Here is a 23,053-nt window from a genome sequence, read left to right on the forward strand (position 1 = left end):
GGCAAACTGGCGGGCAGCAAGTGCCGGTGGAATACGGAATCCAGGCAAAGAGCGACAATCGCGGGCAGGGCAGACCCGCGACGCAGGACCAGGCACGGCGCGACGGCCGCGCACGGCAGGGCAGCAGGGGGAGCGATGGACGGTGTACCGCGAGTACCGGACCAGCGGCGTCCGGCCCCGGGGAACGCCCCCGAGGAATTGAGACCGCACTTCAGCGTGCTCGGCCCCGTACGCGCATGGCACGGCGCCGATCAGCTGCCCATGGGCTCTCCGCAGCAGCGCGCCCTGCTCGCGGCGCTCCTCCTGCGGGCCGGCCGCACGGCGACGTCACACGAACTGATCGACGCCCTCTGGGGTGACGAACCGCCCTCGCAGGCGCTCGCCGCAGTGCGTACGTACGCGTCACGGCTGCGCAAGGTCCTGCCCGCCGGTGTCCTGGTCAGCGAGTCGGGCGGCTACGCGATCGCGGTGAGCGAAGGCGCCCTCGACCTGGCGCTCGCGGAGGACCTGTCGGCTGAGGCGGAGAAGGCGCGCGGGGTCGGTGACCTCTGCCAGGCGCGCTCCCTGGTCAACAAGGCGCTCGGCCTCTGGGACGGCGAACCCCTGGCCAACATCCCCGGGCCGTACGCGGAGACGGAGCGCACCCGCCTCGACGAGTGGCGCCTCCAGCTCCTCGAATCCCGCCTGGACATGGACCTGGAGGTCGGCTGCCACGCCGAGGCCGTCTCGGAACTCACCGCCCTCACGGCGGCGCACCCCCTGCGCGAACGCCTGCGCGAGCTGCTGATGCTGGCCCTTTACCGCAGCGGACGCCAGGCGGAAGCCCTCGCGGTCTACGCGGACACCCGTCGCCTGCTCGACGACGAACTGGGGGTGGACCCGCGCCCCGGCCTGAAGGAACTCCAGCAGCGGATCCTCCAGGCGGACCCGGCCCTCGCCGAGCCGTCGGCGGCGACTCCGGAACCGGCCGCGGCGGTGGTGCGCCCCGCGCAGCTCCCGGCGACGGTCCCGGACTTCACGGGCCGAGCCTCCTTCGTATCCGAACTGAGCGACATCCTGTCCGCGGCGGAGGGCCGGGTGATGGCGGTCTCGGCGCTCGCGGGCATCGGGGGCGTGGGCAAGACGACGCTCGCCGTCCATGTGGCGCACGTGGCACGGACGCACTTCCCCGACGGCCAGCTGTACGTGGACCTGCAGGGAGCGGGCGCGCGTGCGGCGGAGCCGGAGACGGTCCTCGGCGCGTTCCTGCGGGCCCTGGGGACCGCCGACTCGGCGATCCCGGACTCCCTGGAGGAGAGGGCGGCCCTCTACCGTTCGGTTCTGGACGGCCGCAGGGTCCTCGTCGTCCTGGACAACGCGCGTGACGCGGCCCAGGTACGTCCCCTGCTCCCCGGCATGGAGGGCTGCGCGGCGCTCGTGACGAGCCGCATCCGGATGGTGGACCTCGCCGGGGCGCACCTGGTGGACCTGGACGTGATGTCCCCCGAGGAGGCCCTCCTCCTCTTCACCCGGATCGTCGGCGAGGAGCGGGTCCAGTCGGAGCGCAAGGCCGCTCTCGACGTGGTGGCGGCGTGCGGCTTCTTGCCCCTCGCCATCCGTATCGCGGCGTCGCGCCTCGCGGCCCGCCGCACCTGGACGGTCTCCACGCTCGCCGCCAAGCTGGCGGACGAGCGGCGCCGCCTGGACGAACTCCAGGCGGGCGACCTCGCGGTCAAGGCGACGTTCGAACTGGGCTACGGCCAGCTGGAGCCGGCGCAGGCCCGGGCGTTCCGCCTCCTCGGCCTCGCGGACGGCCCCGACCTGTCCCTGGCCGCGGCGGCGGCGGTACTTGACCTCCCCGTCGAGGAGACGGAAGACCTCCTTGAGATGCTGGTCGACACGTCCCTGGTCGAGTCGGCGGCACCCGGCCGCTACCGCTACCACGACCTCGTCCGGCTCTACGCGCGTGCGTGCGCCGAGCGGGAACTGCCGCCCGCCGAGCGGGAAGAAGCCCTGTCGCGGTTGCTGGACTTCTATCTGGCGACGGCGGCAGGGGTGTACGCCCTTGAGCGGCCGGGTGACCGTCTCGTGGATCACTTGGCCCCCACCGCGTACGCCGGTCTCTCGTTCGACGACCGGCACAAAGCACTGGGCTGGCTCTACACCGAGGCGAACTGCCTGCTGGCCTGTGCGCAGCAGGCTTCGAAGGGCACGAGCCTGCGGCGCGCGGTCGACCTGCTCTGGGCCTCGCAGGACCTCGCGGAGTCCGGTGCCAACTCCAAGCAGTACGAGGCTGTCGCGCTGTCCGCGCGCGACGCGGCCCAGAGCGCCGGTGACACCCGCACCGAGGCGCGCGCCCGCACGACGATCACCAACGTCCATCTGGTGGCGGGGCGTTATGACATCGCGGACGAGGAAGCCCGCCTGGCCGCGCTGCTCGCGACGGCGGCGGGCGACCCGACTCCGGTCTACTGGGCATCGAACGACCGAGGCATCATCGCCCTCAACCAGGGGCGGTACGCGGACGCCGACGAGCATCTCCTCCGTGCGATAGACGGCGCCCGGGCGGACAAGAGCCGCCCGAACGAGGCGAGCGCCCTGTGCAATCTCTCCCGCATGCACCTGTTCATGGGGCACACCTCACGCGCCATAGACCTCGCCCAGCAGGGCATCGACATCTACGACCGCATAGGACACACCCTGCGCCTGGCCAACGCCCAGTACGCGCTGGGAATAGCGCTGACCCAGGCCGGGCGCCACGCCGAGGCGATGGAACAGCTCGGCGAGGCCCTGCACAAGTTCGAGACGAACAGGCAGCGCCTCTGGGAGGGCACAGCGCACTTCCGCATCGCCCAGGCCCATCTGTCGGCCGAGAGCTCGGCGCAGGCGGCCCAGCACGCGGAACAGGCCCTCGCCATCGGCTGCATCGGCGGCGACCGGACGCGCGCGCACGTCCTGACGACGCTGGGCAAGGCGCTGAGCCGCCTCGGCCAGACGGATCGGGCGCGAGCGTGCTGGCACGAGTCCCTGTCACTGTACGAACAGTGCGGAGCAGCCGAGGCGGACGCGGTGCGAAAGCTCCTGGCGCCGCTCCCCGCGGCCTGACCCAGCGCGTCGGCGTCGCATCGGAGGCGTATCAGCGGTGCGTCGGCGACGTTCATCAATCGTTTATGCCCACCCTGCATTCTGAGTGCAGTCGATCCGTCGCGTCGGGGGGCAGACGGGTCGCCGGGAGCCTCACCTCTCGGGTGAGTGCTCCGCCCGCCCCCTGTCCGGCGGTCCTCGGGGGAGTCGCCGGACAGGGGCGTTCTATATAGTTGCCCGCCGCCGACACCTCAGGAGTTGACAGCATGAGCGACGCAGCGAAGAAGAAGAAGGACGGGATAACCACGCAGGGCGACCACCACAGCCCCGCCCCGCCCGCCGACGGCGCCATCACCACGATGGGCGACCACCACAGCCCGGCGCCGCCCGCCGACGGCGTGGTCACCACGCAGGGCGACCACCACAGCCCCGCCCCACCGGCGAAGGACTGAAGACTTTCATCCTGACGGGGGGTCGACCGCGGTGGCGCGGAGGGGAAGCCACCGCGGTCGACGCATGTCCGGAGCCTGGTTCAGGCAGAACGGCGGCGGAATCGTCCGAGGAACTCTCGGACCACCACGCGCGCACATCCGCCGCCTCTGCCACCAGCACCACGTGCCATCCACATCCACACCCCCATGCCACATCCGCATCTGTATCTGTATCTGTATCCGCATCCGCATCTTGCTCAGAAGGAGCCGCAATGACTCGCGCCAACAAGGTCCTCGTCACTCTGGCCATCGCGGCCGCCGCCACGGCCGGCGCGGCGAGCCCGGCACTTGCCGACAGCCACACCCCGGTCGGCCCGCTCGGCGACCACCACACCCCCGGGAACCCGATCGACGACCACGAGACCCCGATCACCCCGCTCGGCGACCACCACGCCCCGGGCAGTCCGCAGGACTGACCGGGGTGGCAGTAAAGGTGGGCTATTCGTCCTTGCTGACATCCGTGGACGCCGAAAGAATCGGCGCATGCAGATAGCGATCCTCCTCTACGACAAGTTCACCGTCCTCGACGCGGTAGGCCCCTTCCAGACCCTCGCCGGTCTCCCCGACGCCGAAGTCGTGTTCGTGGCCGAGCAGGCCGGTCCCGTCCTCGACGACACCCGCACGCTCTCCCTCGTCGCCACGAAGTCGCTCGCCGAGGTCAGCAGCCCGGACATCGTCGTCGTACCCGGCGGCCCGGAGCCCGACCTGGCGAACGAGGCCGTACTCAGCTGGCTCCGTGCCGTCGACGCGCACACCACCTGGACGACCTCCGTCTGCACCGGCTCCCTGCTCCTCGCGGCAGCAGGCCTGCTCAAGGGCCGCCGCGCCACGTCCCACTGGCTGGCGCTGGAGCAGATCAAGCAGTTCGGGGTCGATTCCACGGGAGAGCGCGTCGTCTTCGACGGTAAGTACGTCACCGGCGCGGGCGTCTCCGCCGGTATCGACATGGGCCTCACCCTCGCCGGGAAGATCGCGGGGGACGAGCACGCGCAGACCGTACAACTGCTCATCGAGTACGACCCCCAGCCGCCGTACGACGCGGGCTCCCCGGAGAAGGCCCCGGCCGCGCTGGTGGAGAAGTTCCGGGCGCAGAGCGTGTCCTAGCCGTCCAGGACGCTAGGACGTGGCCAGGGCCGCAGTGCCGCAGCGGTCAGTTCGCACCAGACGTACTTGCCGGTGTCCCCGCTCTTCGCGAGCGGGTACCAGCCCCAGCCGTCGGAGCAGGACTCGATGAGGGCCAGACCCCGCCCCTCCTCGGCTTCCGGGTCGGCGATACACAGGGGCGGCATCGGCGGTGTGGGGTCGGCGTCCCATACGCCGATCCGGAGGACGCAACCGGCCCAGCGCAGGCGCAGAGCCGCGGGGCCTTTCGTGTGGCGTAAGGCGTTGCTGACCAGCTCGGTGGCCAGGAGTTCGGCGGCTTCTGCGAGGTGGGGCAGTCCGTGGGCGTTGAGGATGAGGCGAAGGGTGCGGCGGCAGATGGTGACGGCGCGGAGGTCGTGGGGGGCGTAGAGGGTGTACTCCCACGGTTCGCCTTGTCCGCCCGGCGCGGCATCACTGATTCTGGGCATGCGCAACTCCCCTTGGAGTAACGGATTTTTGGGCTCGCTGCGCGGTCGGGCTCGGTGGCATGCCGCACCCGCCGTGGCATGGCAGGGCGGTGCGCTTCCGGACTCCCCGGAACTTCGTAGCGTGCACTTCTAGTCACTGACGGTAGGGGTAATTTATGACCCTGGTCAAGTCGCTCGCGTAAACTGCCCTGGTCATCAAATGACGGGAGAGCAGGGGCAGATGCCAGCGCGAAAGGTGATCACGGCCAGACAAGTGCGACTGGCGGCCGAGCTGCGCAAGCTCCGGGAACGGGCAGACCTGTCCGTCCAGGAAGGGGCCCGTGCGCTGGGCATCGCCCAGGCGAAGTTGTCCAACACCGAATCGGCACGCGTCGGGGTGAGCCCGGATCGCGTACGCCACTTCGCCAGCCAGTACGCCTGTGACGACGCCGCCCTGGTGGAAGCGCTGGCAGCCATGGCGGCCGAGCGTGCGAACGGCTGGTGGGAGGAGTACCGGGAACTACTACCGCCAGGGTTCTTGGATCTCGCCGAACTGGAACGAAACGCCCGGTACTTGCACACCATCGAGATCGCGCACGTGCCGGGGTTGTTGCAGACCGAGGAACAGGTGCGGGCGATCTTCGCCTATTCGGTACCGGAGTTTCCCACGAAGGAACTGGAAGCTCGTGTGGACTACCGACTGCGCCGCCAGTCAGTCCTCGATGGTGCCGAGGCCCCACCGTACGAGGCCGTGATCCACGAAGCCGCGCTACGCATCCGCGTGGCCAACCGCGCTGTCGCACGGCGGCAGTTGCTTCATATCCTCGAGATGACGCAGCGACCAGGCATCACCGTGCGCGTCATCCCGTTCGACGTGGACGGCTTCGCCGGTGTCGGCTACCCGATGCTGCATGCGGGCGGCCCGGTTCCGCAGCTCGACACCGTGCTGTTGGACTCCGTACACGGAGTGGCCTTTCTGGACGGCGAGTCACAGCTCAGCCGGTATCGCGCCCTGTTCAGCAAGGTGAAGGGCGCGGCACTCGACGAAGTAGTGTCGAGAGAGCTCATCCACCGGCTTACCAAGGAAGCCTGAGGCGCTCGGACATGACGACGATCACGTGGCAGAAGTCCTCATTCTCCGGCGGCGGAGACGGCGCCAACTGCGTCGAGATCGGCGCCGCACGAGGCACCCTCCACCTCCGCGAAAGCGACACCCCCACCCAAGCCCTGTCCCCCTCCCCCGAGAGCCTCGCCGCCCTGATACGCCACATACGGACGACCACGACCTAACCGCCCGGGATCGCATACGCCGTGTGCGTTGCAGAAAAGTCCCTCCAAAAGGCCCCGCAGGAGCCGTTTCAGCGGGACTTTTCTGCAATCCCCCCCATCGGCCTACCGGCACGGCGCCAGTGTTGACTTGATCTTCGCGATGAAGCTCTCCGGCGTTCGGAATACCTCCTCCGCCCCGAACCGCAGCACCACCCGCACCTCGGGGCATGCCGCGAGGTCGTTGTAGCGGGCCAAGTCGCGGCGGTGGGCCTCTCGTGAGCCGTGGTAGGCGTAGCCCTCGATCTCTACGACCACGCCCTCCTCCCTGAAGAGGAAGTCGGGGCGGCAGCGGCGGCCGTTCGGGGTCAGGAGTTCCACCTGGGTGGAGGGGTGAAGGCCCGCGTCGTGCATCCGCAGCCTCGCCATCGTCTCCGCCGGCGATCCCGCGCGGGGGTCGGCCAGCAGCAGGCGGCGGCGCGCCCGGACGGCGCCCGGTAGTGGAGCGTCCAGGGCTGACGCGATGGCGGCCGTGCCGATCAGCGGACGTCGCCGGGTGCGCCCGAGCGTCCGCCAGGTCAGCGACGAGTCGACGGCCACGAGCGCCTCGTCCCTGGGCCCGGCCCGCAGCAGGTCCGCCAGCGTGCGCGCTACCGTCGTCACTCGCAGCTCTCTCCTCACGGCGATGTCCTGCGGTGGCAGCGCCAGCCAGTGCGTACGGGCCCCGGTACGGCGCCGCGACCGGCGGAGGTCGGTGAACTCCGGTTCCACCCGCAGTACTTCGATGTCCCAGAGCGACGCCGCCGCCGTATGGCTCGCCACGAGACCCGGTATGGCGAGCTGCCCCGCCCTCAGGCAGAGCGACAGATCCACGACGCGTCCCGGCTCTGCCCAGGCGCCACCCGGGATCCGCGTCCATCCCTCGCCGGTCAGCCTCCGGAACAGCTTGTTCCGGGGCCACCCGGCGTCCATGGCCCGGCGCGCGAGCAGCACGCCCCCGACGGCCAGTTCCCGCAGTTCCGGCGGTTCCGGCGGTTCCGGCGGTTGCCGCTGTGGTCGCGGCTCTCGTGTTTCCCCCATCCCGCAAGGCTCCCGCAACGGAGTCCGTCCCGTGCGGCCTGTGGATAACCGCCCTCACGCCGCCGAGTGGAACGCCCCCAGCCAGTCCACCAGAAGCCGGTTCACCTCGAAGGCGCGCTCCTGCTGCACCCAGTGGCCGCAGCCCTCGATGATGTGCGAGGACACCAGGCCGGGCAGGGTCTCCGGGTACGCCTTGATCGCGTCGGCCATCCATGTCGTCGACGCGTCCTGGTCGCCGCCGATGAACAGGGACGGCTGGGTGATCGGGGCTCCGTCCCATGCCGCCAGGTCCTCCCAGTCGCGGTCGACGTTCCGGTAGCGGTTGAGCGCGCCGGTCAGGCCCGTGCGCTCGAACTCGGCCGCGTAGACGTCGAGATCGTCCTCGGTCAGCCAGGAGGGGAGGCCCGATTCCGGCGCGAAACGGTCCGACATCCGTCCGCCCCTGGGCACGAAGTGCAGGCTCGGGGCGTCCGGCGGCGGCATCGTGTCCGCCGACACGCCCGCGTAGAAGCCCGCGAGCCAACCCCGCACATCCGGCTCGATCTCCGCCTCCGCCCTCCCCTGCTCCTGGAAGTAGCTGACGTAGAACTCCTCGTCGGGGCCGCCGATCATGGCGAAGGCGTCCGAGGGGCGGAATCCGTTCCGGGGCGCGTACGGAACGCTCAGCAGGCCCACCGCCGTGAAGACATCGGGCCTGAGCAGCGCCGAGTTCGCCGCGATGCCCGAGCCCCAGTCGTGGCCGACGATCGTCGCGGTCTCCGCGCCCAGGGCACGTACGACACCCACGTTGTCGGCGACGTGCGCCAGCATCCGGTACGCGTCCACCTCACGCGGCTTCGACGAGCGGCCGTATCCGCGCACGTCGATCGCGACCGCGCGGTAGCCCGCCTCGGCGAGGACAGGGAGCTGGTGGCGCCATGAGTACCAGGACTCCGGGAAGCCGTGGACCAGGAGGACCAGCGGGCCCGTGCCCTGCTCCACCAGATGGATCCGGCCGCCTCCAGGGACGTCCACCAGTCGGTGGTGCTGAGTGGGGTGCGGCATGTTTCCTCCCGGATCAGTGGATACGTCCTACGCCATGATCCTGGGCCCACGCCTCCGCTGCCCGCGAGGAACTTTGCCGACTCGGCAAAGACGGGTCGCTCACCCCCGCGCCACCACCACCGCCGCCTTGAGATCCGCCCAGAACTCCGGGCGGACCGTGACCCGGAACCCCAGCCGGTACACCGTCGTCCGCTCTCTGCCCCGCACCCTCAGCCGTACCTCCGTGGGGCCCGGGTGCGAGCGGAGGATCTCCTTGAGCCGGGCGACCGCGTGCGGGGTCACCTGGGGCCCGTGCATGTCGAGGAGTACGGGCGCGTCCGCCGCCGCGCGCGAGAGGTCCGGTACCGAGAGTTCCATGCCCACCAGACGCGGGACGTCCTCCCGCTTGTCGAGGCGGCCCTTCACGAAGACCACCGTGTCCTCCACCAGCTGGGTGGCCAGGAGCTGGTACGTCGCCGGGAAGAACAGGCACTCCAGCGACCCCGCCAAGTCCTCCACCGTGGCCACCGCCCACGCGTTTCCCTGCTTCGTCACCTTGCGCTGGAGGCCGGAGATGATCCCGCCGATCGTCACCACCGCGCCGTCCGCGTGCTCTCCCCCGGTCAGGCTCGCGATCGCCGCGTCGGCCTTGGCGGCGAGGACGTGCTCGATGCCGAACAGGGGGTGGTCGGAGACGTAGAGGCCGAGCATCTCCCGCTCCTGGGCGAGGAGGTACGTCTTCTCCCACTCCTCGGAGGGGAACTCGACGTCGAGGCCGACCCCAGGCCCGGCCGCTTCCCCCTCCCCGCCGAAGAGGTCGAACTGCCCCTCCGCCTCCTTGCGCTTCACCTGTACGACGTCGTCGATCAGGGGTTCGTAGCAGGCAGTCAGCCCCTTGCGCGTGTGGCCCATCTCGTCGAACGCCCCCGCCTTGATGAGGGATTCGGTCGTCCGCTTGTTGCACGCGGTCGCGTCCACCTTCTCCAAGTAGTCCGGGAAGGACTCGTACTTCCCTTTCTCCTCCCGGCACTTGACGATCGAATCGACCACCTGCACGCCGACATTCCGCACCGCCGTCAGGCCGAAGAGAATGACGTCGTCGCCCTGCGCCGCGAAGTTCGCCACCGAGGCGTTCACGTCCGGCGGCAGGACCCTGATCCCCATCCGGCGGCACTCGTTGAGATAGACCGCCGACTTGTCCTTGTCGTCACGGACGGAGGTCAGCACGGCGGCCATGTACTCGGCCGGGTGATTCGCCTTCAGATACGCGGTCCAGTACGAGACCAGTGCGTACGCCGCCGCATGCGCCTTGTTGAACGCGTATCCCGCGAACGGGACAAGGACGTCCCAGACCGCCTGGATCGCCTCGTCGCCATATCCCCGCTCCCGGCAGCCGTCCCGGAAAGGAATGAACTCCTTGTCCAGGACCTCCTTCTTCTTCTTTCCCATCGCACGGCGCAGCAGATCGGCCTGGCCCAGTGTGTAGCCCGCGAGCACCTGGGCCGCCTTCTGCACCTGCTCCTGGTAGACGACCAGGCCGTACGTCAGGCCGAGCACATCGCGCAGGGGCTCCTCCACCTCCGGGTGAAGGGGGGCGATCTCCTGCTGGCCGATCTTCCGCAGCGCGTAATTCGTGTGGGTGTTCATGCCCATCGGGCCGGGGCGGTAGAGCGCCGATACCGCCGTGATGTCCTCGAATTCGTCCGGCTTCATCAGCCGCAGCAACGAACGCATCGGGCCGCCGTCGAACTGGAACACACCCAGCGTGTCTCCGCGCCCGAAGAGTTCGAAGGTGCGGGAATCGTCGAGAGGAAGGGTGAGCAGGTCGAGTTGCATGTTCTTGTTCGCCGCCACCATCTTTACCGCGTCGTCCATGATGGTGAGGTTTCGCAGGCCCAGGAAGTCCATCTTGAGCAGGCCGAGCGACTCGCACTGCGGATAGTCCCACTGCGTGATCGTCACGCCGTCGCTGTGCCGCACCCATACCGGAACATGGTCGGTGATCGTCTCGCTGGACATGATGACGCCGGCCGCGTGCACGCCCATCTGCCGGACCAGGCCCTCGACGCCCTTCGCGGTGTCGATGACCTTCCGCACGTCGGGTTCGTTCTCGTACATTCCACGGATCTCGCCCGCCTCGCCGTGGCGGGGGTGGGCGGGATCCGTGATGCCCGCGAGTTCAATTCCCTTTCCGCCCGCGTCCGGTGGCATCGCTTTGGTGAGGCGGTCGCCCATCGCGTACGGATATCCGAGCACGCGCGCGGAGTCCTTGATGGCGTTCTTCGCCTTGATCTTTCCGTACGTGCCGATCATGGCGACCTTGTCGGCGCCGTACTTCTCGGTCACATAGCGGATCACTTCCACGCGCCTGCGCTCGTCGAAGTCGATGTCGACGTCCGGCATCGAGACGCGCTCGGGATTCAGGAAACGCTCGAAGATGAGGCCGTGGGTGAGGGGGTCCAGGTCCGTGATTCCCATCGCGTACGAGACGAGCGAACCGGCCGCCGAGCCGCGTCCCGGGCCCACCGCGATGCCGTTGCTCTTCGCCCACATGATGAAGTCGGCCACCACGAGGAAGTATCCGGGAAATCCCATCTGGATGATGATGTCCATCTCGTACTCCGCCTGCCGCGCGTAATCCTCCCCCACCCCCTCGGGAAAGCGCCGCCGCATTCCCGTGGCCACCTCCTCCCGGAACCAGCTGACTTCCGTGTAGCCCTCCGGCACGTCGAACCTGGGCATGAGGTCGCGCTTCTCGAACATTCCGGTGGTGTCGATCTGCTCGGCGACCAGGAGGGTGTTGGCGCAGCCCTGCTGCCAGGCGTCCGATGAGTCGATGGCGTACATCTCTTCTGTGGACTTCAGGTGATAGCCGGTCCCGTCGAATCGGAAACGGTCGGGGTCGGAGAGGTTCTTGCCCGTCTGGATGCAGAGCAGGGCGTCATGGGCGGTCGACTCGTGGGCGTACGTGTAGTGCGAGTCGTTCGTGACCAGGGGCGGGATCGCCAGTTTCCTGCCGATTTCCAGGAGGTCGTCACGGACCCGGCTTTCGATCTCGATGCCGTGGTCCATCAGTTCCAGGAAATAGCGGCCCTTGCCGAAGATGTCCTGGTATTCGGACGCGGCGGTCAGCGCCTCGTCGAACTGGCCGAGGCGCAGGCGGGTCTGGAGCTCTCCGGAGGGGCATCCGGTGGAGGCGATGAGCCCCTGTGACCACTGGGAGATCGTCTCCTTGTCCATGCGCGGCCACTTCTGGAGCCAGCCTTCGGCATACGCGTCCGAGGAAAGGCGGAAGAGGTTGTGCAAGCCGGTCCTGTCGGCTGCCCAGAGCGTCTTGTGGGTGTAGCCACCGGAGCCGGAGACGTCGTCGCGCCTCTGGTGCGCCTTGCCCCACCTCACCTTCCGCTTGTCGCGGCGGGACTCCGGGGCTACGTACGCCTCGATGCCGATGATCGGCGTGACGCCCGCGCCCCGTGCCTGGTGGAAGAAGTCGTACGCGCCGTGCAGATTGCCGTGGTCCGTCATCGCGATGTGCGACATGCCCATGTCGGCGCACGCCTTGAACATGTCGCCGAGGCGGGCGGCGCCGTCGAGGAGTGAGTACTGGGTGTGGACGTGCAGGTGGGTGAAGGGCTTCGGCACTTCCACTCCCGTGGTCGGTCAGTCGGGCGATCAGTCAGTCGGCGGTCGTGGCCGACCCGGCTTACTCGTCGAGCCGTCGGGCGATGACGCGCAGGCCGACCGCCATCTCGTGGGCCGACGGCGCGTGGTCGGGGTCGATCAGCCACTGCTGGGTCAGGCCGGCCACCAGAGCCATGTGGACCGAGCCGACCGCGCGGGCCGTGTCCGGGTCATCGGCGGCGTCGATGCCGTGCAGGTGGGCGGCCATCTCGGGGCGTGCGCGCTCGTAGGCGGCGGCGATCTGCTCGCGGATCTCGGGGGCGCGCTCGGCCTGCGCGAAGGCCTCGGTGCTCGCGACCAGCATGGGGCGGTCGCCGGCCTGGGAGTCGATGATGCGGGCCCACATCTGCCGCAGGGGCTCGGGCCGCTCCGACGGGCTGTCCATGATCGCCGTGCCCCACTCCGTGAGGGTCTCCAAGAGGGCGGCGTTGAGCAGCGCCTCCTTGGAGCCGTAGTGGTAGTTGATCGTTCCGACGGGGGCGTTGTTCGCGGCTGCCGCGATGTCCCGGGAGGTCGTACGGGCGTACCCCCGCTCCTGGAGGCATCGCTTGGCGCCGGTCATCAGCTGTTCTCGGTGTCCCATGGGTCCACCGTACAACAGACTTGAACGTCCGTTCAGAACGGTCGTTCAGGACGCCCGTACAGAACGCTCGTTCAGATCGGATGCTCGGATTGTTCGTTCAGGCGGTGTGGCCGGAAGGGTGGCGGCAGGCGTGGCCGGAAGGTGTGGCCCGTCGGCCGACGGCGGAAACTGGTTGGACAGCCCGGGCGTTGCTCGCAGATAGTGCCGCGCATGACCACTCTTGTGCGCCACCTCACGTTCGACTGTTCCGACGCCTACCGTCAGGCCGCTTTCTGGGCCGAAGTGCTCGGCGGGAAGATCGCCGACGACGACTTCCCCGGCGATCCGGAAGCCCTGGTCACCGCCGAGGGCATCTCCCTGCTCTTCGTGACCGTGCCCGACGCCAAGAGCGTCAAGAACCGGCTGCACGTCGATCTTCAGCCGCAGGACCGCACCCGTGACGAGGAGGTCGAGCGGGTCATCGGGCTCGGCGCCAAGCTCGTGGAGGACCACCGGAAGCCCGGCGGGCTCGGCTGGGTCACCCTCAGCGACCTGGAGGGCAACGAGTTCTGCGTCGAGCGCAGCGCGGGCGAGCGCGCGGCGACCGAGTAGCCGGCGGGCGGCCAGCTACGCCGGTCGGCCGCGCAGTTCGCGCTTGAGGACCTTGCCGCTCGCGTTCCGCGGGAGGTCCGCCACGAACTCGATCTCCCTGGGGACCTTGTAGTTCGCCATTTCGCGGCGTGACCACGCGATCAGGTCGTCGGAGGTGAGGACCGCCCCCGGGCGGCGCACCACGTACGCCTTGCCCACCTCGCCGAGCCGCGGATCCGGGACGCCGATCACCGCCACGTCCGCGACCTGCGGATGAACGCCGATCAGCTGCTCTATCTCGGCGGGGTAGGCGTTGAACCCGCCGACGATGAACATGTCCTTGATGCGGTCCGTGATCCGGAGGTTGCCCAGTTCGTCGAGGACCCCGACATCACCCGTCCGCAGCCAGCCGCCCGGCGTGAGCGCCTTCTTCGTCTCCGCCGGGTCCTCGAAGTAGCCCTGCATGACGTTGTGTCCGCGTACGAGGATCTCGCCGGGGTGGCCCGGTGAGAGCTCCTCGCCGCCGGGGCTCACCACCCGCACCTCCGTGTCCGGGATGGCCCGGCCCGAAGTGGAGGCGATGGTCCGCGCGGTGTCCGACTGGTGGCACATCGTGACGATGCCGCTCGCCTCCGAGAGGCCGTACGCCGTCAGGACCGTGGCGATGTGCAGTTCGGTGCGCAGGCGCTCGACCAGTCGCAGCGGGACCACCGCCGCACCCGTCACCACCAGACGCAGGGCCGACAGGTCGTGCTGGTCGCGGGCCGGGTGGTCGAGGAGGGACTGGTGGAGGGTCGGGGGGCCGGGGAGGACGGAGATCCGTTCCGCCGCCACGTTCGCGAGGACCGTGTCCACGTTGAAGACCGGCTGCGGGACCATCGTCGCGCCGCGCATCAGGCAGGCGATGATCCCCGCCTTGTAGCCGAAGGTGTGGAAGAACGGGTTGACGATCAGATAGCGGTCGCCTTCGCACAGGCCCGCGAGTTCGCTCCAGATGCCGTAGCAGCGCAGGGTCTGGGCGTGGGTGATCACAGCGCCCTTGGGGCGCCCCGTGGTGCCCGAGGTGTAGACGATGTCCGAGGGTGCCGAGCCTTCGACGGAGTCCGCGCGTGCCCGTACGTCCTGGCCGCTCACCCCGTCACCACCGGCCACGAAGTCCTTCCAGGCACGGAAGTCCTCCGGGGCGTCGTCGGACAGGACCACCACCTGCTCCAGGTCGGGGAGACCGGGCAGCGGCCCCCTCCCCTTCCCCCTTCCCTGCCCCTCCGCCGCCGCGCGGCGCAGTGACGCGACGTACGACGTGCCGAGGAAGGTGCCGGTCACGAAGAGCAGCTTCGCGCGGCTGCGTTGCAGTACGTAGGCCGCCTCGGCGCCTTTGAAGCGGGTGTTCAGGGGGACGAGGACCGCGCCCGCCGATACCGCACCGAGCGCCGAGACGATCCAGTCCAGGGTGTTGGGGGCCCAGACGGCTACCCGATCACCGGAGTTGACACCGGCCGCCATGCACGCGGCGGCGGCCCTCTCCACGCGTCGGCCGAGCTCGGCGTACGAGACGCGGGTGCGGCCCTCGACGACCGCCTCCCGGCCCCCGAACCGCTCGGACGCCGCCCGGACCAGTCCCGGGATGCTGCCCCACTCCAGGTCGCCGCGCATCACAAGCCCCTCCGCCGCAGTAGCTGACTATCCGTCAGATTAGCTGTAACCTGACGCGCTGTCAGCAGTCGGGACGACGTATGGCGAAGCCCCCGGACCTCGCCACTACGCCACTCGCGGAGGTGCCGTTGCCCATGGCTTCACTCAAAGACGCTACAGCGATAGTCGGGATCGGGCAGACCTCGTTCGCCAAACAACTGCCCGAGGACGAGAAGACGTTGGCCTGCCGGGCGATCGTCGCCGCGCTCGACGACGCGGGCATCGCCCCTTCGGAGGTCGACGCGTTCGCCTCGTACACGATGGAGGAGACGGACGAGGTCGAGGTCGCCAAGGCGATCGGCGCGGGCGACGTGACCTACTTCAGCAAGGTGGGCTACGGAGGCGGCGGTTCCTGCGCGACCATCGCGCACCTCGCGTCCGCCGTCGCCACCGGGCAGGCGAACGTCGGCATCGCCTGGCGCTCCCGCAAGCGGGGCAGCGGGCCGCGCCCCTGGAAGAACACGGCCGTCCAACTCCCCACTCCCGCCCAGTGGACGCGGCCGTTCGGGCTGCTGCGCCCCGCGGACGAGATCGGCATGCTGGCGCGCCGCTACATGCACGAGTACGGCGCGACCCGCGACCACCTCTTCAATGTGGCCCTCGCGTGCAGGAACCGGGCGAACCAGAACCCGGCCGCGATGATGTACGAACGGCCGCTGACCCGCGAGATGTACATGTCGTCGCGATGGATCAGCGAGCCGCTGTGCCTGTTCGACAACTGCCTGGAGACAGACGGCGCGTTGGCGTGCGTGATCGTGTCCGCCGAGCGGGCGCGGGACTGCCGGCAGAAGCCCGTGTACGTCCACTCCGTCGCCCAGGGCCTGCCCGCGCAGCACCACGGCATGGTCAACTACTGGAACGACGACCCGCTGACCGGACCCGCGTGGACGGCCGCCCGACACCTCTGGAAGCAGGCGGACTTCGGCCCGCAGGACGTGGACGTGGCCCAGATCTACGACGCGTTCACGCCGCTGATCCCGCTGTCCCTGGAGGGGTACGGCTTCTGCGGCCGGGGCGAGGGCGGCGCCTTCACCGAGGGCGGCGCACTGGAGAGCGGTGGCCGGCTGCCGATCAACACCGGGGGCGGCGGTCTGAGCGAGGCGTACGTCCACGGCTTCAACCTCATCAACGAGGGCGTGAAGCAGCTGCGTGGCACGAGCACGGCGCAAGTACCGGACGCGGCGACGTGCTTGGTGACGGCGGGCGAGGGCGTACCGACGTCGGCGGTGCTGTTGCGCGCCCCTTAAGGGGCGCGGGGAACCGCGCGAGCAACCACGACGGCCCGCACCCGGAAGAGGCGAGAACATGACAGACGCGACCACCGAGCCCCTGCTCTCCCCCACCATCGATACGGACGGCGCCCCCTTCTGGGAGTACGCCGCCCGGGGCGAACTCCGCATACAGGCCTGCACCGCCTGCGGCGAGCTGCGGTTCCCGCCGAGGCCCTGCTGCCCCCACTGCCAGTCCTTCGACAGCGAGTGGCGCAGGATGAGCGGACGCGGCCGCATCTGGTCCTACGTCCGCCCGCACCCACCCCTGCTCCCCGCCTACGCCGAGCAGGCCCCGTACAACGCGATCATCGTCGAACTGGCCGACGCCCCCCGCATCCGCCTGGTCGGCAACCTGGTCACCGCCCCGGACGCTCCGCTGAACTCCGTCGACCCCGACCGCCTGCGCATCGGCGCGAAGGTGCAGGTCACGTTCACCGACGTGGGCGGGATCGCGACGCCCCGCTGGCTGCTGGAGCGGCCATGACGGCTGCGGGCGCCCTGCGTACGGCGATCGACAAGGACACGGGCGTAGCGGTCGTCACCCTCGACCGCCCCGCGCGCCACAACGCCATCGACCTCGCCACCTGCGAGCAACTCGGCTCCCTCTGGCGGGAGTTCCGCTTCGACGACACCGTACGGGCGATCGTCCTCACCGGCGCGGGGGAGAAGGCGTTCTGCACGGGCATCGACCGCGACACGGACGTACCGCAGCCCGGCTCCCCCTACTCGATGGACGATCCGCTCCTGTCCATCGGCCCCAAGGCCAACGACCTGTGGAAGCCGGTCGTCGCCGCCGTCAACGGCATGGCGTGCGGGGGTGCCTTCTATCTCCTGGGCGAGGCGGAGTTCGTCATCGCCGCCGAGCACGCCACGTTCTTCGACCCGCACACCACGTACGGCATGGTCAGCGCGTACGAGGCGATCCTCATGGCGCAGCGCATGCCGCTCGGCGAGGTCGCGAGGATGTCGCTGATGGGGACGGCCGAGCGGGTCTCCGCGCGGCGGGCGTACGAGATCGGCCTGGTCTCCGAGCTGGTCGCCCCCGCCGACCTGCTGACGGCGGCCGTACGCGCCGCCGAGGTCATCGCCGCCTGCCCGACGGAGCCGGTCCAGGGCACCGTGCGCGCGCTCTGGGCGGCGAAGGAGGCGGCCCGCACCCAGGCCCTGGCCCAGGCGCCGCACCTCATCGCGCTCGGCAGTCTGCCGCCGGAGCGACAGGCGGGGCTCTTCACGGGGCGCGGGTCCGCATTCCGTACCAGGTGAGCGGGGGAGCGGGGGAGCGGGTGAGCGGGTGAGCGGGTGAGAGCCGGGCGGTCACCTCGCGCGGTTCATTCGCTCGGCGTAACGTCACCAGTGGACGGCCGCCGTCCGGAGCCCCTTCCAAAGCTGGTACGACGGCCGTCACGAGGCGGGCCCACACCCGGGAACGGTCCGGCCGCCCCGCCTAGGACCGGGCTGTCCCGGTCCCCCGCTCCGCGTCCAGCGCGTACACGCACCGGTCCTTGCTGCACGCGTACACGACGCCGTCCCGCACCACCGGAGCCCCGGTGATCTCGCCGCCGGTGGCCAGCTTCCAGCGGAGGCGGCCGTCGTCCGCCTTCAGGGTGTACAGCAGGTGGTCCGTCGAACCGAAGTGGATCCGCCGGTCGGCGACGACGGGCGTGCCGACGACCTCGCCACCGGCCTGGAAGCGCCACTTGGGCGTTCCCGTCACCGCGTCCAGCGTGTAGAGCCCCTTGCCGCTGCCCACGTGCACATGCCCGTCCGCGACGAGCACGGGCTCGATCGACGCCCGGGACTCCGTGGCGATGCGCCAGCGGTCACGGCCGTCCATGGCGTCGAGGGCGTACACGGTCCCGAGGTAGTCCGCGAGATACACGCCGCCGCCGGTGACCGCGGGTCCCGGCGCGAACGCGGGCGGGCACAGGAACGCGGCGGGCGCCTCGAAGTGCCAGCGGACGTGCCCGCCGGCCACGTCGATCGCCAGGACCCTGGACCCCGCGGACACGTACACGTACCCGTCCTGCGCGGGCGCGAGCCGCACCGGAACGCCACCGCAGGAGGCCGCGTCGCCAATGGGGTACGACCAGCGCTCCTCGCCGGTACGGGCCTCCAGAGCACGCAGGCGCGCGTCCTTCCAGACGTAGACCGTGCCGTCGTGGACGACGGGTCCCGCCTCGGGGGTCTCGAAGTCGGTCTGGGCTCCGGTGATCTCCCAGAGCTTCTCGCCGTTCGCGGCCTCCCAGGCCTGTACGCCGCCGCCGCGCGTCCCGGTGACGACGGTGCCGCGGTCGGCCTGCAGGGAGTACACCCAGGCATCGGTCGACAGGCGCCACAGGTCGGTGCCCTCGGCGCCGTCGAGGGCGTAGAGCGTGGGGCCGTCCGAGGCGTGGATACGTCCGTCGGCGACCGCCATGGACCAGGCGACGTCCCGCGTCTTGAAGCTGCGGCGGCCCGTGCCGACGTCCAGGGCGTGGACCTCGAAGGACGTGACGTACACGAGGTTCCCCGCGACGGCGGGCGTCCCCCAGACGTCGTTCGACATCCGGAACCGCCACGGGCGCCACGCGGCCCCCGCGTCCGGCGCGGCGGTGGGGGCGGGCACCACGGGGTCGACGCCGTTCGTGACGGCCTTGGACCGCGACCACGAGGCGGCGAGGCCGCCGTCGGCGGGCGGCGCGCTCACGGCTGCGGCGCGCGCGTCGGCCACCCGCGGTCCTGGACCGATCGGCACCTTCGCCCCGGCGAGGTGCACGGGACCGGCGTCCGGCACGTTCCCGAAGGGGGGCGGCTGCGTCGGCGGCACCGGCGGCGCGTGCCGCGGCGGCGGTGCGACGGCGGGGGCGCCACCACGGCCGCCGCCGCTGCGCCCGGAGGCGGCGAGCGCGGCCCGCACGGGCGGACGGCCGCCCCGGCGCGCCTCGATCAGCGCGACGGCCCGCTCGGGCAGCCAGGCGGAGGCCGTGCCGCTGTCGCCGTCCTCGCTCTCCGAGGCGAAGAGGTGGGGCGCCAGCTGGGCCTGGAGGTCGTTGGGGCTCGGCCGCAGCGGCGCCTCCATCTGCATGCACGTCTCGATGAGCGGGCGCAGCTCGTCCGGAAGTCCTGCCAGGTCAGGGCCCTCGCGGAGCAGCATGAAGACGGTCTCGACAGGGTTCGCGCCGTGGAAGGGCGCGTGCCCGGTGGCGGCGAAGACGAGCATCGAGCCGAGCGAGAAGACGTCGCTCGCGCCGGTCACGCTGCGTGAGTCCTTCGCCTGCTCGGGCGACATGTACGCGGGCGTGCCCACCGCGACGTTCGTCATGGTCAGGCGGGTGTTGGAGACGCCGGACGCGATGCCGAAGTCGATCACGCGCGGTCCGTCCTCCACCACGAGGACGTTCGACGGCTTGAGGTCACGGTGGACGAGGCCCGCGCCGTGGATGGACTCCAGGGCCTCGGCGACGCCGGCCGCAAGCCAGCGCACGGCCTGGGTGGGCAGCGGCCCGTGTTCATTCACTATTTCTTCGAGCGAGGGGGCCGGTACGTACGCGGTGGCCAGCCACGGCACCGCCGCACGCGGATCGGCGTCCACCACAGCCGCCGTATAGAAACCGGACACGGCCCGTGCCGCCTCGACCTCACGCGTGAAACGGACGCGGAACAGCTGGTCCTCGGCGAGCTCGGTCCTGACCGTCTTGATCGCCACGCGCCGCCCTGACGCGGAGCGCGCGAGGTAGACAAGGCCCATGCCACCGGCTCCGAGCCGGCCGAGCACCTCGAACGGGCCGATCCGCCTCGGATCGTGCTGCGTCAGCTGATCCACCACTTGCCCTGCCACCTCCCCGTACGCGGGCGCCGTATGAGCGGCCCCGAGCAGCGTCTCACCACCGAGCCGCTCCGGCGGCACGCACCCTGATTCTTCCTGTACGGGGCGACGGTTGCGAACCCGGGGCGGGATCGGGGTGTTGTGGGACAAAGGAGACGCAAGGAGAGACGAGATGCGCGAGTGACGTTTGATTCGAACGTATGAGCTATTCGAATCCGGCGCCGGACCTGTGCGCGGAACAAGGGGCGAATACCGCCTCCAACCCCATTTGCACTCGGCCGAATCGCGCTCCGATCACCCCTCGGTAAGCTGACGGCATGACAGGACAGGTACGTACCGTCGACGGCCGCGTGGCCGGTCGGCGCGGTCAGGCGACGCGTCAGAAGCTGCTCGACTGCCTCAGCGAGATGCTCAGCTCCTCGCCCTACCGGGACGTCAAAGTCATCGACGTCGCCCGGAAGGCGGGGACTTCACCCGCGACCTTCTATCAGTACTTCCCCGACGTCGAGGGCGCCGTCCTTGAGATCGCCGAGCAAATGGCGGCCGAAGGCGCGGAGTTGACCCAGTTCCTCGACGGCCGATCCTGGGTCGGCAAGGCGGGGTGGCAGACCTCGCAGGAGCTGGTCGAGGGCTTCCTCGACTTCTGGCGCAAGAACGACGCGATCCTCCGGGTCGTCGATCTTGGCGCCGCGGAGGGCGACAAACGCTTCTACAAGCTCCGTATGAAGATCCTGAACTCGGTCAACAACTCCCTTACCGACACGGTCAAGGAGCTCCAGGCCAAGGGCAAGGTCGACAAGGACGTGAACCCGGCCGCGATGGCGGGCTCCCTGGTGGCGATGCTCGCCGCGGTCGCCTCGCACCAGCGGGGCTTCCAGACGTGGGGCGTCAAGCAGGCCGAACTGAAGCCCAACCTCGCACTGTTGGTGCATCTGGGCGTAACAGGCAAGAAGCCGACGAAGTAGGGCATCTCGCATATCCTCTCCCACGCTCTTCTCTCCGACGCTTCACCAAGTCCTGTCACCGCAACGGCGGATCACGGTGTTCCAGTGATCCGCCGTTGTGTTCCCCGGGCACTCGATCCGTAGGTCTAGTCCGTGCGTCTAGTCCGTGCGCCGCTCCACGCGGAACAGACGGATCTCCCGTTCCACGCGGGACTGGTACGTCGCGTACGGCGGCCAGAACGCCACCGCCGCGTCCCACGCCGCGTCCCGCTCGTCCCCCGCCAGCAGCCGCGCCCTGACCGGGACGTCCGCGCCCCGCCAGTTGACGTCGGCGTCCGGATGGGCGATGAGGTTGCCGGTCCATACGGGATGCCCCGGGCGCCCGAAGTTGGAGCCGATGAGGATCCAACTCCCCGATTCCTCCGGCATACAGGCCAAGGGTGTGCGCCGCGGAATCCCGCTCTTGGCGCCGCGCACCGTCAGGATCACCCCCGGCAGCATCTTCGCGCTGAGCAGCACCTTGCCTCGCGTGAGGCGGTGCACCGTGCGGTCCATGGCGGGGATGAAGTGCGGGGCGATCTTCGCGAAGGTCCTGGTGGACGACATCTTCTGCATCAGGCGGACACCGGGGGCCATCAGACGGCCACCGTCGGGGTCGCGGGGGGTGTGGAGGTACCGGTCGGCGTCGACGTGCGGGCCGGCGTCGGCGCGAACAGCTCCGCCTGTTCCGCCGCGCGTGCCCGCAGCCGGTGCACGGGCCCGAAGAGCAGCTCGTCGCTCGACGCCCGCTTGAAGTACAGATGCGCCTCGTGCTCCCAGGTGAACCCGATGCCGCCGTGCAACTGCACGGCCTCCGACGCCGCGGTCCGCAACGCGTCGAGCGCCTGCGCGAGCGCAAGGCCCCCGGCCCGTTCGGATCCCGCACCGGCCCGTTCGGATCCCGCACCAGCCCGTTCGGAGCCCGCACCGGCGGCCCACGCCGCGTAGTACGCCGCCGACCGCGCGGCCTGCACCTGCACATACACATCCGCGAGACGGTGCTTGACGGCCTGGAAGGACCCGATCGCCCGCCCGAACTGCTCACGCTGCTTGACGTACTCGACCGTCCTCCCGAGCGCACTGTCCGCCGCGCCCACGGCCTCCGCGGCCAGCACGGTGGCGGCGACGTCACCGACCGCGGCGAGCGCCCCCGGCACATCGGCGTCATCGGCGGCACCCAGCAACTCCGCCTGAACATCACGCAGTTCGACGCGGGCCTGCGGCCTGGTCTCATCGAGGGCCGTCTGCCGGGTCCGTACGAGTCCGGCGGCCCCCTCCCGTACGAGATAGAGGAGAGTGCGCGAGCGGGCGTACCCCCCGGTGTGCGCGGCCACGACGAGCAGTCCCGCGCTGTGCCCGTCGAGGACCTGCTCGGCCTGGCCGTAGAGCCGCCAGACGCCGTCCGACAGCTTGGCCTGCACACCGCCCGCACGGCCGCCGCCCGACCAGTCGCCGAGGTTGTCGCCGACGAGACCGAGCGCGGTGGCCAGACCCGTGCCGGGCACGGCGAGCGCGGCGGCAAGAGTGCCCTGCGCGATGCGCGGAAGCAGCTGCGACCGCTGCTCGTCGGTGCCCAGGAGCTGGAGGAGCGGGGCGACGAGAGCGGCGGTGGCGAAGAGGGGCGAGGGGGCGAGGGCGCGGCCCAGTTCCTCGCTGCCGAGGGCGAGCTCCGCCGGGCCGCATCCCACTCCCCCGTACGCCTCGGGGACGGCGATGCCGGGCAGGCCGAGCTGTCCGGCGAGGGCGGACCAGAGGGCGGCGTCGTACCCGGCGGGTGTGCGGACCGCGGTCCGCACCTCTTGGGGGCCGCAGCGTTTGGTGACGAGCTCACGGAGGGTGCGGCGGATTTCTTCCTGCTCCGCGGTGAAGGCGGCGTCCATCGGCGAGCTCCTCCCCGGGTCGCCGCCGTGTGCGACGAGCCAGATCTGACGGGTCGTCATGCTAAGACGGCGCCCGCCAGATGCACAGGGCCGGGACGACACGTAACGGCTCCCT

General features: G+C 70.1%; 20 protein-coding genes. 11 read left to right on the forward strand and 9 right to left on the reverse strand.

Annotated features, from left to right (window positions below; genetic code table 11):
* Positions 1 to 135: 135 nt before the first annotated feature.
* From ACFVXC_RS13815 to ACFVXC_RS13830, 4 genes are all read left to right on the forward strand, one after another.
* Entirely contained in the window at positions 136 to 3,084 is a 2,949-nt protein-coding gene (locus tag ACFVXC_RS13815; protein WP_389904941.1) for a BTAD domain-containing putative transcriptional regulator, read from the forward strand.
* Between the two features lie 245 nt (positions 3,085 to 3,329).
* The gene (locus tag ACFVXC_RS13820) at positions 3,330 to 3,515 is read left to right on the forward strand and encodes a sigma-like protein (protein WP_389904943.1); all 186 of its coding nucleotides are present in this window, start codon (positions 3,330 to 3,332) and stop codon (positions 3,513 to 3,515) included.
* A gap of 251 nt (positions 3,516 to 3,766) precedes the next feature.
* The gene (locus tag ACFVXC_RS13825) at positions 3,767 to 3,970 is read left to right on the forward strand and encodes a hypothetical protein (protein WP_389904945.1); all 204 of its coding nucleotides are present in this window, start codon (positions 3,767 to 3,769) and stop codon (positions 3,968 to 3,970) included.
* 67 nt (positions 3,971 to 4,037) lie between these two features.
* The gene (locus tag ACFVXC_RS13830) at positions 4,038 to 4,658 is read left to right on the forward strand and encodes a DJ-1/PfpI family protein (RefSeq protein ID WP_389904946.1); all 621 of its coding nucleotides are present in this window, start codon (positions 4,038 to 4,040) and stop codon (positions 4,656 to 4,658) included.
* Here ACFVXC_RS13830 and ACFVXC_RS13835 read toward each other — a convergent pair.
* Positions 4,655 to 5,125, reverse strand: a complete 471-nt coding sequence (locus tag ACFVXC_RS13835; protein ID WP_389904947.1) for an ATP-binding protein — start codon at positions 5,123 to 5,125, stop codon at positions 4,655 to 4,657. The two genes, ACFVXC_RS13830 and ACFVXC_RS13835, sit on opposite strands and share 4 nt — an antisense overlap.
* A 199-nt stretch (positions 5,126 to 5,324) precedes the next feature.
* On the opposite strand from ACFVXC_RS13835, the gene ACFVXC_RS13840 reads away from it, so the two are divergent.
* On the forward strand, positions 5,325 to 6,197 hold the full coding sequence (locus ACFVXC_RS13840; RefSeq protein WP_389904949.1) for a helix-turn-helix domain-containing protein: 873 nt from the start codon (positions 5,325 to 5,327) through the stop codon (positions 6,195 to 6,197).
* 11 nt (positions 6,198 to 6,208) lie between these two features.
* Positions 6,209 to 6,394, forward strand: coding sequence for a DUF397 domain-containing protein (locus tag ACFVXC_RS13845; protein ID WP_389904951.1), 186 nt, complete (start codon positions 6,209 to 6,211; stop codon positions 6,392 to 6,394).
* 102 nt (positions 6,395 to 6,496) lie between these two features.
* Here ACFVXC_RS13845 and ACFVXC_RS13850 read toward each other — a convergent pair whose 3' ends face one another.
* The 4 genes from ACFVXC_RS13850 to ACFVXC_RS13865 all read right to left on the reverse strand — a co-directional run bounded on the left by ACFVXC_RS13850 (position 6,497) and on the right by ACFVXC_RS13865 (position 12,737).
* Entirely contained in the window at positions 6,497 to 7,450 is a 954-nt protein-coding gene (locus ACFVXC_RS13850) for an endonuclease domain-containing protein (RefSeq protein ID WP_389904952.1), read from the reverse strand.
* A 54-nt stretch (positions 7,451 to 7,504) separates the two neighbouring features.
* Positions 7,505 to 8,494, reverse strand: a complete 990-nt coding sequence (locus tag ACFVXC_RS13855) for an alpha/beta fold hydrolase (RefSeq protein WP_389904954.1) — start codon at positions 8,492 to 8,494, stop codon at positions 7,505 to 7,507.
* Positions 8,495 to 8,593: 99 nt separating this feature from the next.
* Positions 8,594 to 12,121 carry a DNA polymerase III subunit alpha gene (gene dnaE / locus ACFVXC_RS13860; protein ID WP_389904956.1) on the reverse strand — a complete coding sequence of 1,176 codons (3,528 nt, stop codon included), beginning with the start codon at positions 12,119 to 12,121 and terminating at the stop codon, positions 8,594 to 8,596.
* Between the two features lie 55 nt (positions 12,122 to 12,176).
* Positions 12,177 to 12,737 carry a TetR/AcrR family transcriptional regulator gene (locus ACFVXC_RS13865; RefSeq protein WP_389904958.1) on the reverse strand — a complete coding sequence of 187 codons (561 nt, stop codon included), beginning with the start codon at positions 12,735 to 12,737 and terminating at the stop codon, positions 12,177 to 12,179.
* Positions 12,738 to 12,947: 210 nt separating this feature from the next.
* On the opposite strand from ACFVXC_RS13865, the gene ACFVXC_RS13870 reads away from it, so the two are divergent.
* Positions 12,948 to 13,328, forward strand: a complete 381-nt coding sequence (locus ACFVXC_RS13870; protein WP_389904960.1) for a VOC family protein — start codon at positions 12,948 to 12,950, stop codon at positions 13,326 to 13,328.
* Positions 13,329 to 13,343: 15 nt separating this feature from the next.
* Here ACFVXC_RS13870 and ACFVXC_RS13875 read toward each other — a convergent pair whose 3' ends face one another.
* The gene (locus ACFVXC_RS13875) at positions 13,344 to 14,960 is read right to left on the reverse strand and encodes a FadD3 family acyl-CoA ligase (RefSeq protein ID WP_389904961.1); all 1,617 of its coding nucleotides are present in this window, start codon (positions 14,958 to 14,960) and stop codon (positions 13,344 to 13,346) included.
* Positions 14,961 to 15,094: 134 nt separating this feature from the next.
* Between ACFVXC_RS13875 and ACFVXC_RS13880 the strand changes: the two genes are divergently transcribed.
* The 3 genes from ACFVXC_RS13880 to ACFVXC_RS13890 are packed head-to-tail and all read left to right on the forward strand — an operon-like array spanning position 15,095 to position 17,533.
* Positions 15,095 to 16,246 carry a lipid-transfer protein gene (locus ACFVXC_RS13880; protein ID WP_389904962.1) on the forward strand — a complete coding sequence of 384 codons (1,152 nt, stop codon included), beginning with the start codon at positions 15,095 to 15,097 and terminating at the stop codon, positions 16,244 to 16,246.
* 58 nt (positions 16,247 to 16,304) lie between these two features.
* Positions 16,305 to 16,754: a Zn-ribbon domain-containing OB-fold protein gene (locus ACFVXC_RS13885; protein ID WP_389904964.1), complete on the forward strand. Its 450-nt coding sequence runs from the start codon at positions 16,305 to 16,307 to the stop codon at positions 16,752 to 16,754.
* Positions 16,751 to 17,533: an enoyl-CoA hydratase/isomerase family protein gene (locus ACFVXC_RS13890; protein ID WP_389904967.1), complete on the forward strand. Its 783-nt coding sequence runs from the start codon at positions 16,751 to 16,753 to the stop codon at positions 17,531 to 17,533. The genes ACFVXC_RS13885 and ACFVXC_RS13890 overlap by 4 nt, the downstream gene beginning before the upstream one ends.
* A gap of 181 nt (positions 17,534 to 17,714) precedes the next feature.
* Here the strand turns inward: ACFVXC_RS13890 and ACFVXC_RS13895 are convergent, their stop codons facing one another.
* Positions 17,715 to 20,075, reverse strand: a complete 2,361-nt coding sequence (locus ACFVXC_RS13895; RefSeq protein ID WP_389905301.1) for a PQQ-binding-like beta-propeller repeat protein — start codon at positions 20,073 to 20,075, stop codon at positions 17,715 to 17,717.
* A gap of 317 nt (positions 20,076 to 20,392) precedes the next feature.
* Here ACFVXC_RS13895 and ACFVXC_RS13900 point away from each other — a divergent pair, with 317 nt between their 5' ends.
* A complete protein-coding gene (locus ACFVXC_RS13900) occupies positions 20,393 to 21,040 on the forward strand; it encodes a TetR family transcriptional regulator (RefSeq protein WP_389904968.1) in 648 nt (215 codons plus the stop codon).
* Positions 21,041 to 21,178: 138 nt separating this feature from the next.
* Here the strand turns inward: ACFVXC_RS13900 and ACFVXC_RS13905 are convergent, their stop codons facing one another.
* Complete coding sequence (locus ACFVXC_RS13905) at positions 21,179 to 21,655, reverse strand: nitroreductase family deazaflavin-dependent oxidoreductase (RefSeq protein WP_389904970.1); 477 nt, start codon at positions 21,653 to 21,655, stop codon at positions 21,179 to 21,181.
* The gene (locus tag ACFVXC_RS13910) at positions 21,655 to 22,938 is read right to left on the reverse strand and encodes an acyl-CoA dehydrogenase family protein (protein WP_389905302.1); all 1,284 of its coding nucleotides are present in this window, start codon (positions 22,936 to 22,938) and stop codon (positions 21,655 to 21,657) included. The genes ACFVXC_RS13905 and ACFVXC_RS13910 overlap by 1 nt, the downstream gene beginning before the upstream one ends.
* Positions 22,939 to 23,053 lie beyond the last annotated feature (115 nt).

It is taken from the genome of Streptomyces sp. NPDC058257, from assembly GCF_042881845.1.
Lineage (GTDB): Bacteria > Actinomycetota > Actinomycetes > Streptomycetales > Streptomycetaceae > Streptomyces.

Bases quoted from the DNA above. Each gene is read 5' to 3' on its own strand.
- ACFVXC_RS13880 (WP_389904962.1), top strand. From the start codon at position 15,095: ATGGCTTCACTCAAAGACGCTACAGCGATAGTCGGGATCGGGCAGACC.
- ACFVXC_RS13900 (WP_389904968.1), top strand. From the start codon at position 20,393: ATGACAGGACAGGTACGTACCGTCGACGGCCGCGTGGCCGGTCGGCGC.
- ACFVXC_RS13870 (WP_389904960.1), top strand. From the start codon at position 12,948: ATGACCACTCTTGTGCGCCACCTCACGTTCGACTGTTCCGACGCCTAC.
- ACFVXC_RS13865 (WP_389904958.1), bottom strand. From the start codon at position 12,737: ATGGGACACCGAGAACAGCTGATGACCGGCGCCAAGCGATGCCTCCAG.
- ACFVXC_RS13825 (WP_389904945.1), top strand. From the start codon at position 3,767: ATGACTCGCGCCAACAAGGTCCTCGTCACTCTGGCCATCGCGGCCGCC.
- ACFVXC_RS13890 (WP_389904967.1), top strand. From the start codon at position 16,751: ATGACGGCTGCGGGCGCCCTGCGTACGGCGATCGACAAGGACACGGGC.
- ACFVXC_RS13815 (WP_389904941.1), top strand. From the start codon at position 136: ATGGACGGTGTACCGCGAGTACCGGACCAGCGGCGTCCGGCCCCGGGG.
- ACFVXC_RS13840 (WP_389904949.1), top strand. From the start codon at position 5,325: ATGACGGGAGAGCAGGGGCAGATGCCAGCGCGAAAGGTGATCACGGCC.
- ACFVXC_RS13855 (WP_389904954.1), bottom strand. From the start codon at position 8,494: ATGCCGCACCCCACTCAGCACCACCGACTGGTGGACGTCCCTGGAGGC.
- ACFVXC_RS13850 (WP_389904952.1), bottom strand. From the start codon at position 7,450: ATGGGGGAAACACGAGAGCCGCGACCACAGCGGCAACCGCCGGAACCG.
- ACFVXC_RS13875 (WP_389904961.1), bottom strand. From the start codon at position 14,960: ATGCGCGGCGACCTGGAGTGGGGCAGCATCCCGGGACTGGTCCGGGCG.
- ACFVXC_RS13885 (WP_389904964.1), top strand. From the start codon at position 16,305: ATGACAGACGCGACCACCGAGCCCCTGCTCTCCCCCACCATCGATACG.
- ACFVXC_RS13910 (WP_389905302.1), bottom strand. From the start codon at position 22,938: ATGGACGCCGCCTTCACCGCGGAGCAGGAAGAAATCCGCCGCACCCTC.
- ACFVXC_RS13835 (WP_389904947.1), bottom strand. From the start codon at position 5,125: ATGCCCAGAATCAGTGATGCCGCGCCGGGCGGACAAGGCGAACCGTGG.
- ACFVXC_RS13905 (WP_389904970.1), bottom strand. From the start codon at position 21,655: ATGGCCCCCGGTGTCCGCCTGATGCAGAAGATGTCGTCCACCAGGACC.
- ACFVXC_RS13845 (WP_389904951.1), top strand. From the start codon at position 6,209: ATGACGACGATCACGTGGCAGAAGTCCTCATTCTCCGGCGGCGGAGAC.
- ACFVXC_RS13820 (WP_389904943.1), top strand. From the start codon at position 3,330: ATGAGCGACGCAGCGAAGAAGAAGAAGGACGGGATAACCACGCAGGGC.
- ACFVXC_RS13830 (WP_389904946.1), top strand. From the start codon at position 4,038: ATGCAGATAGCGATCCTCCTCTACGACAAGTTCACCGTCCTCGACGCG.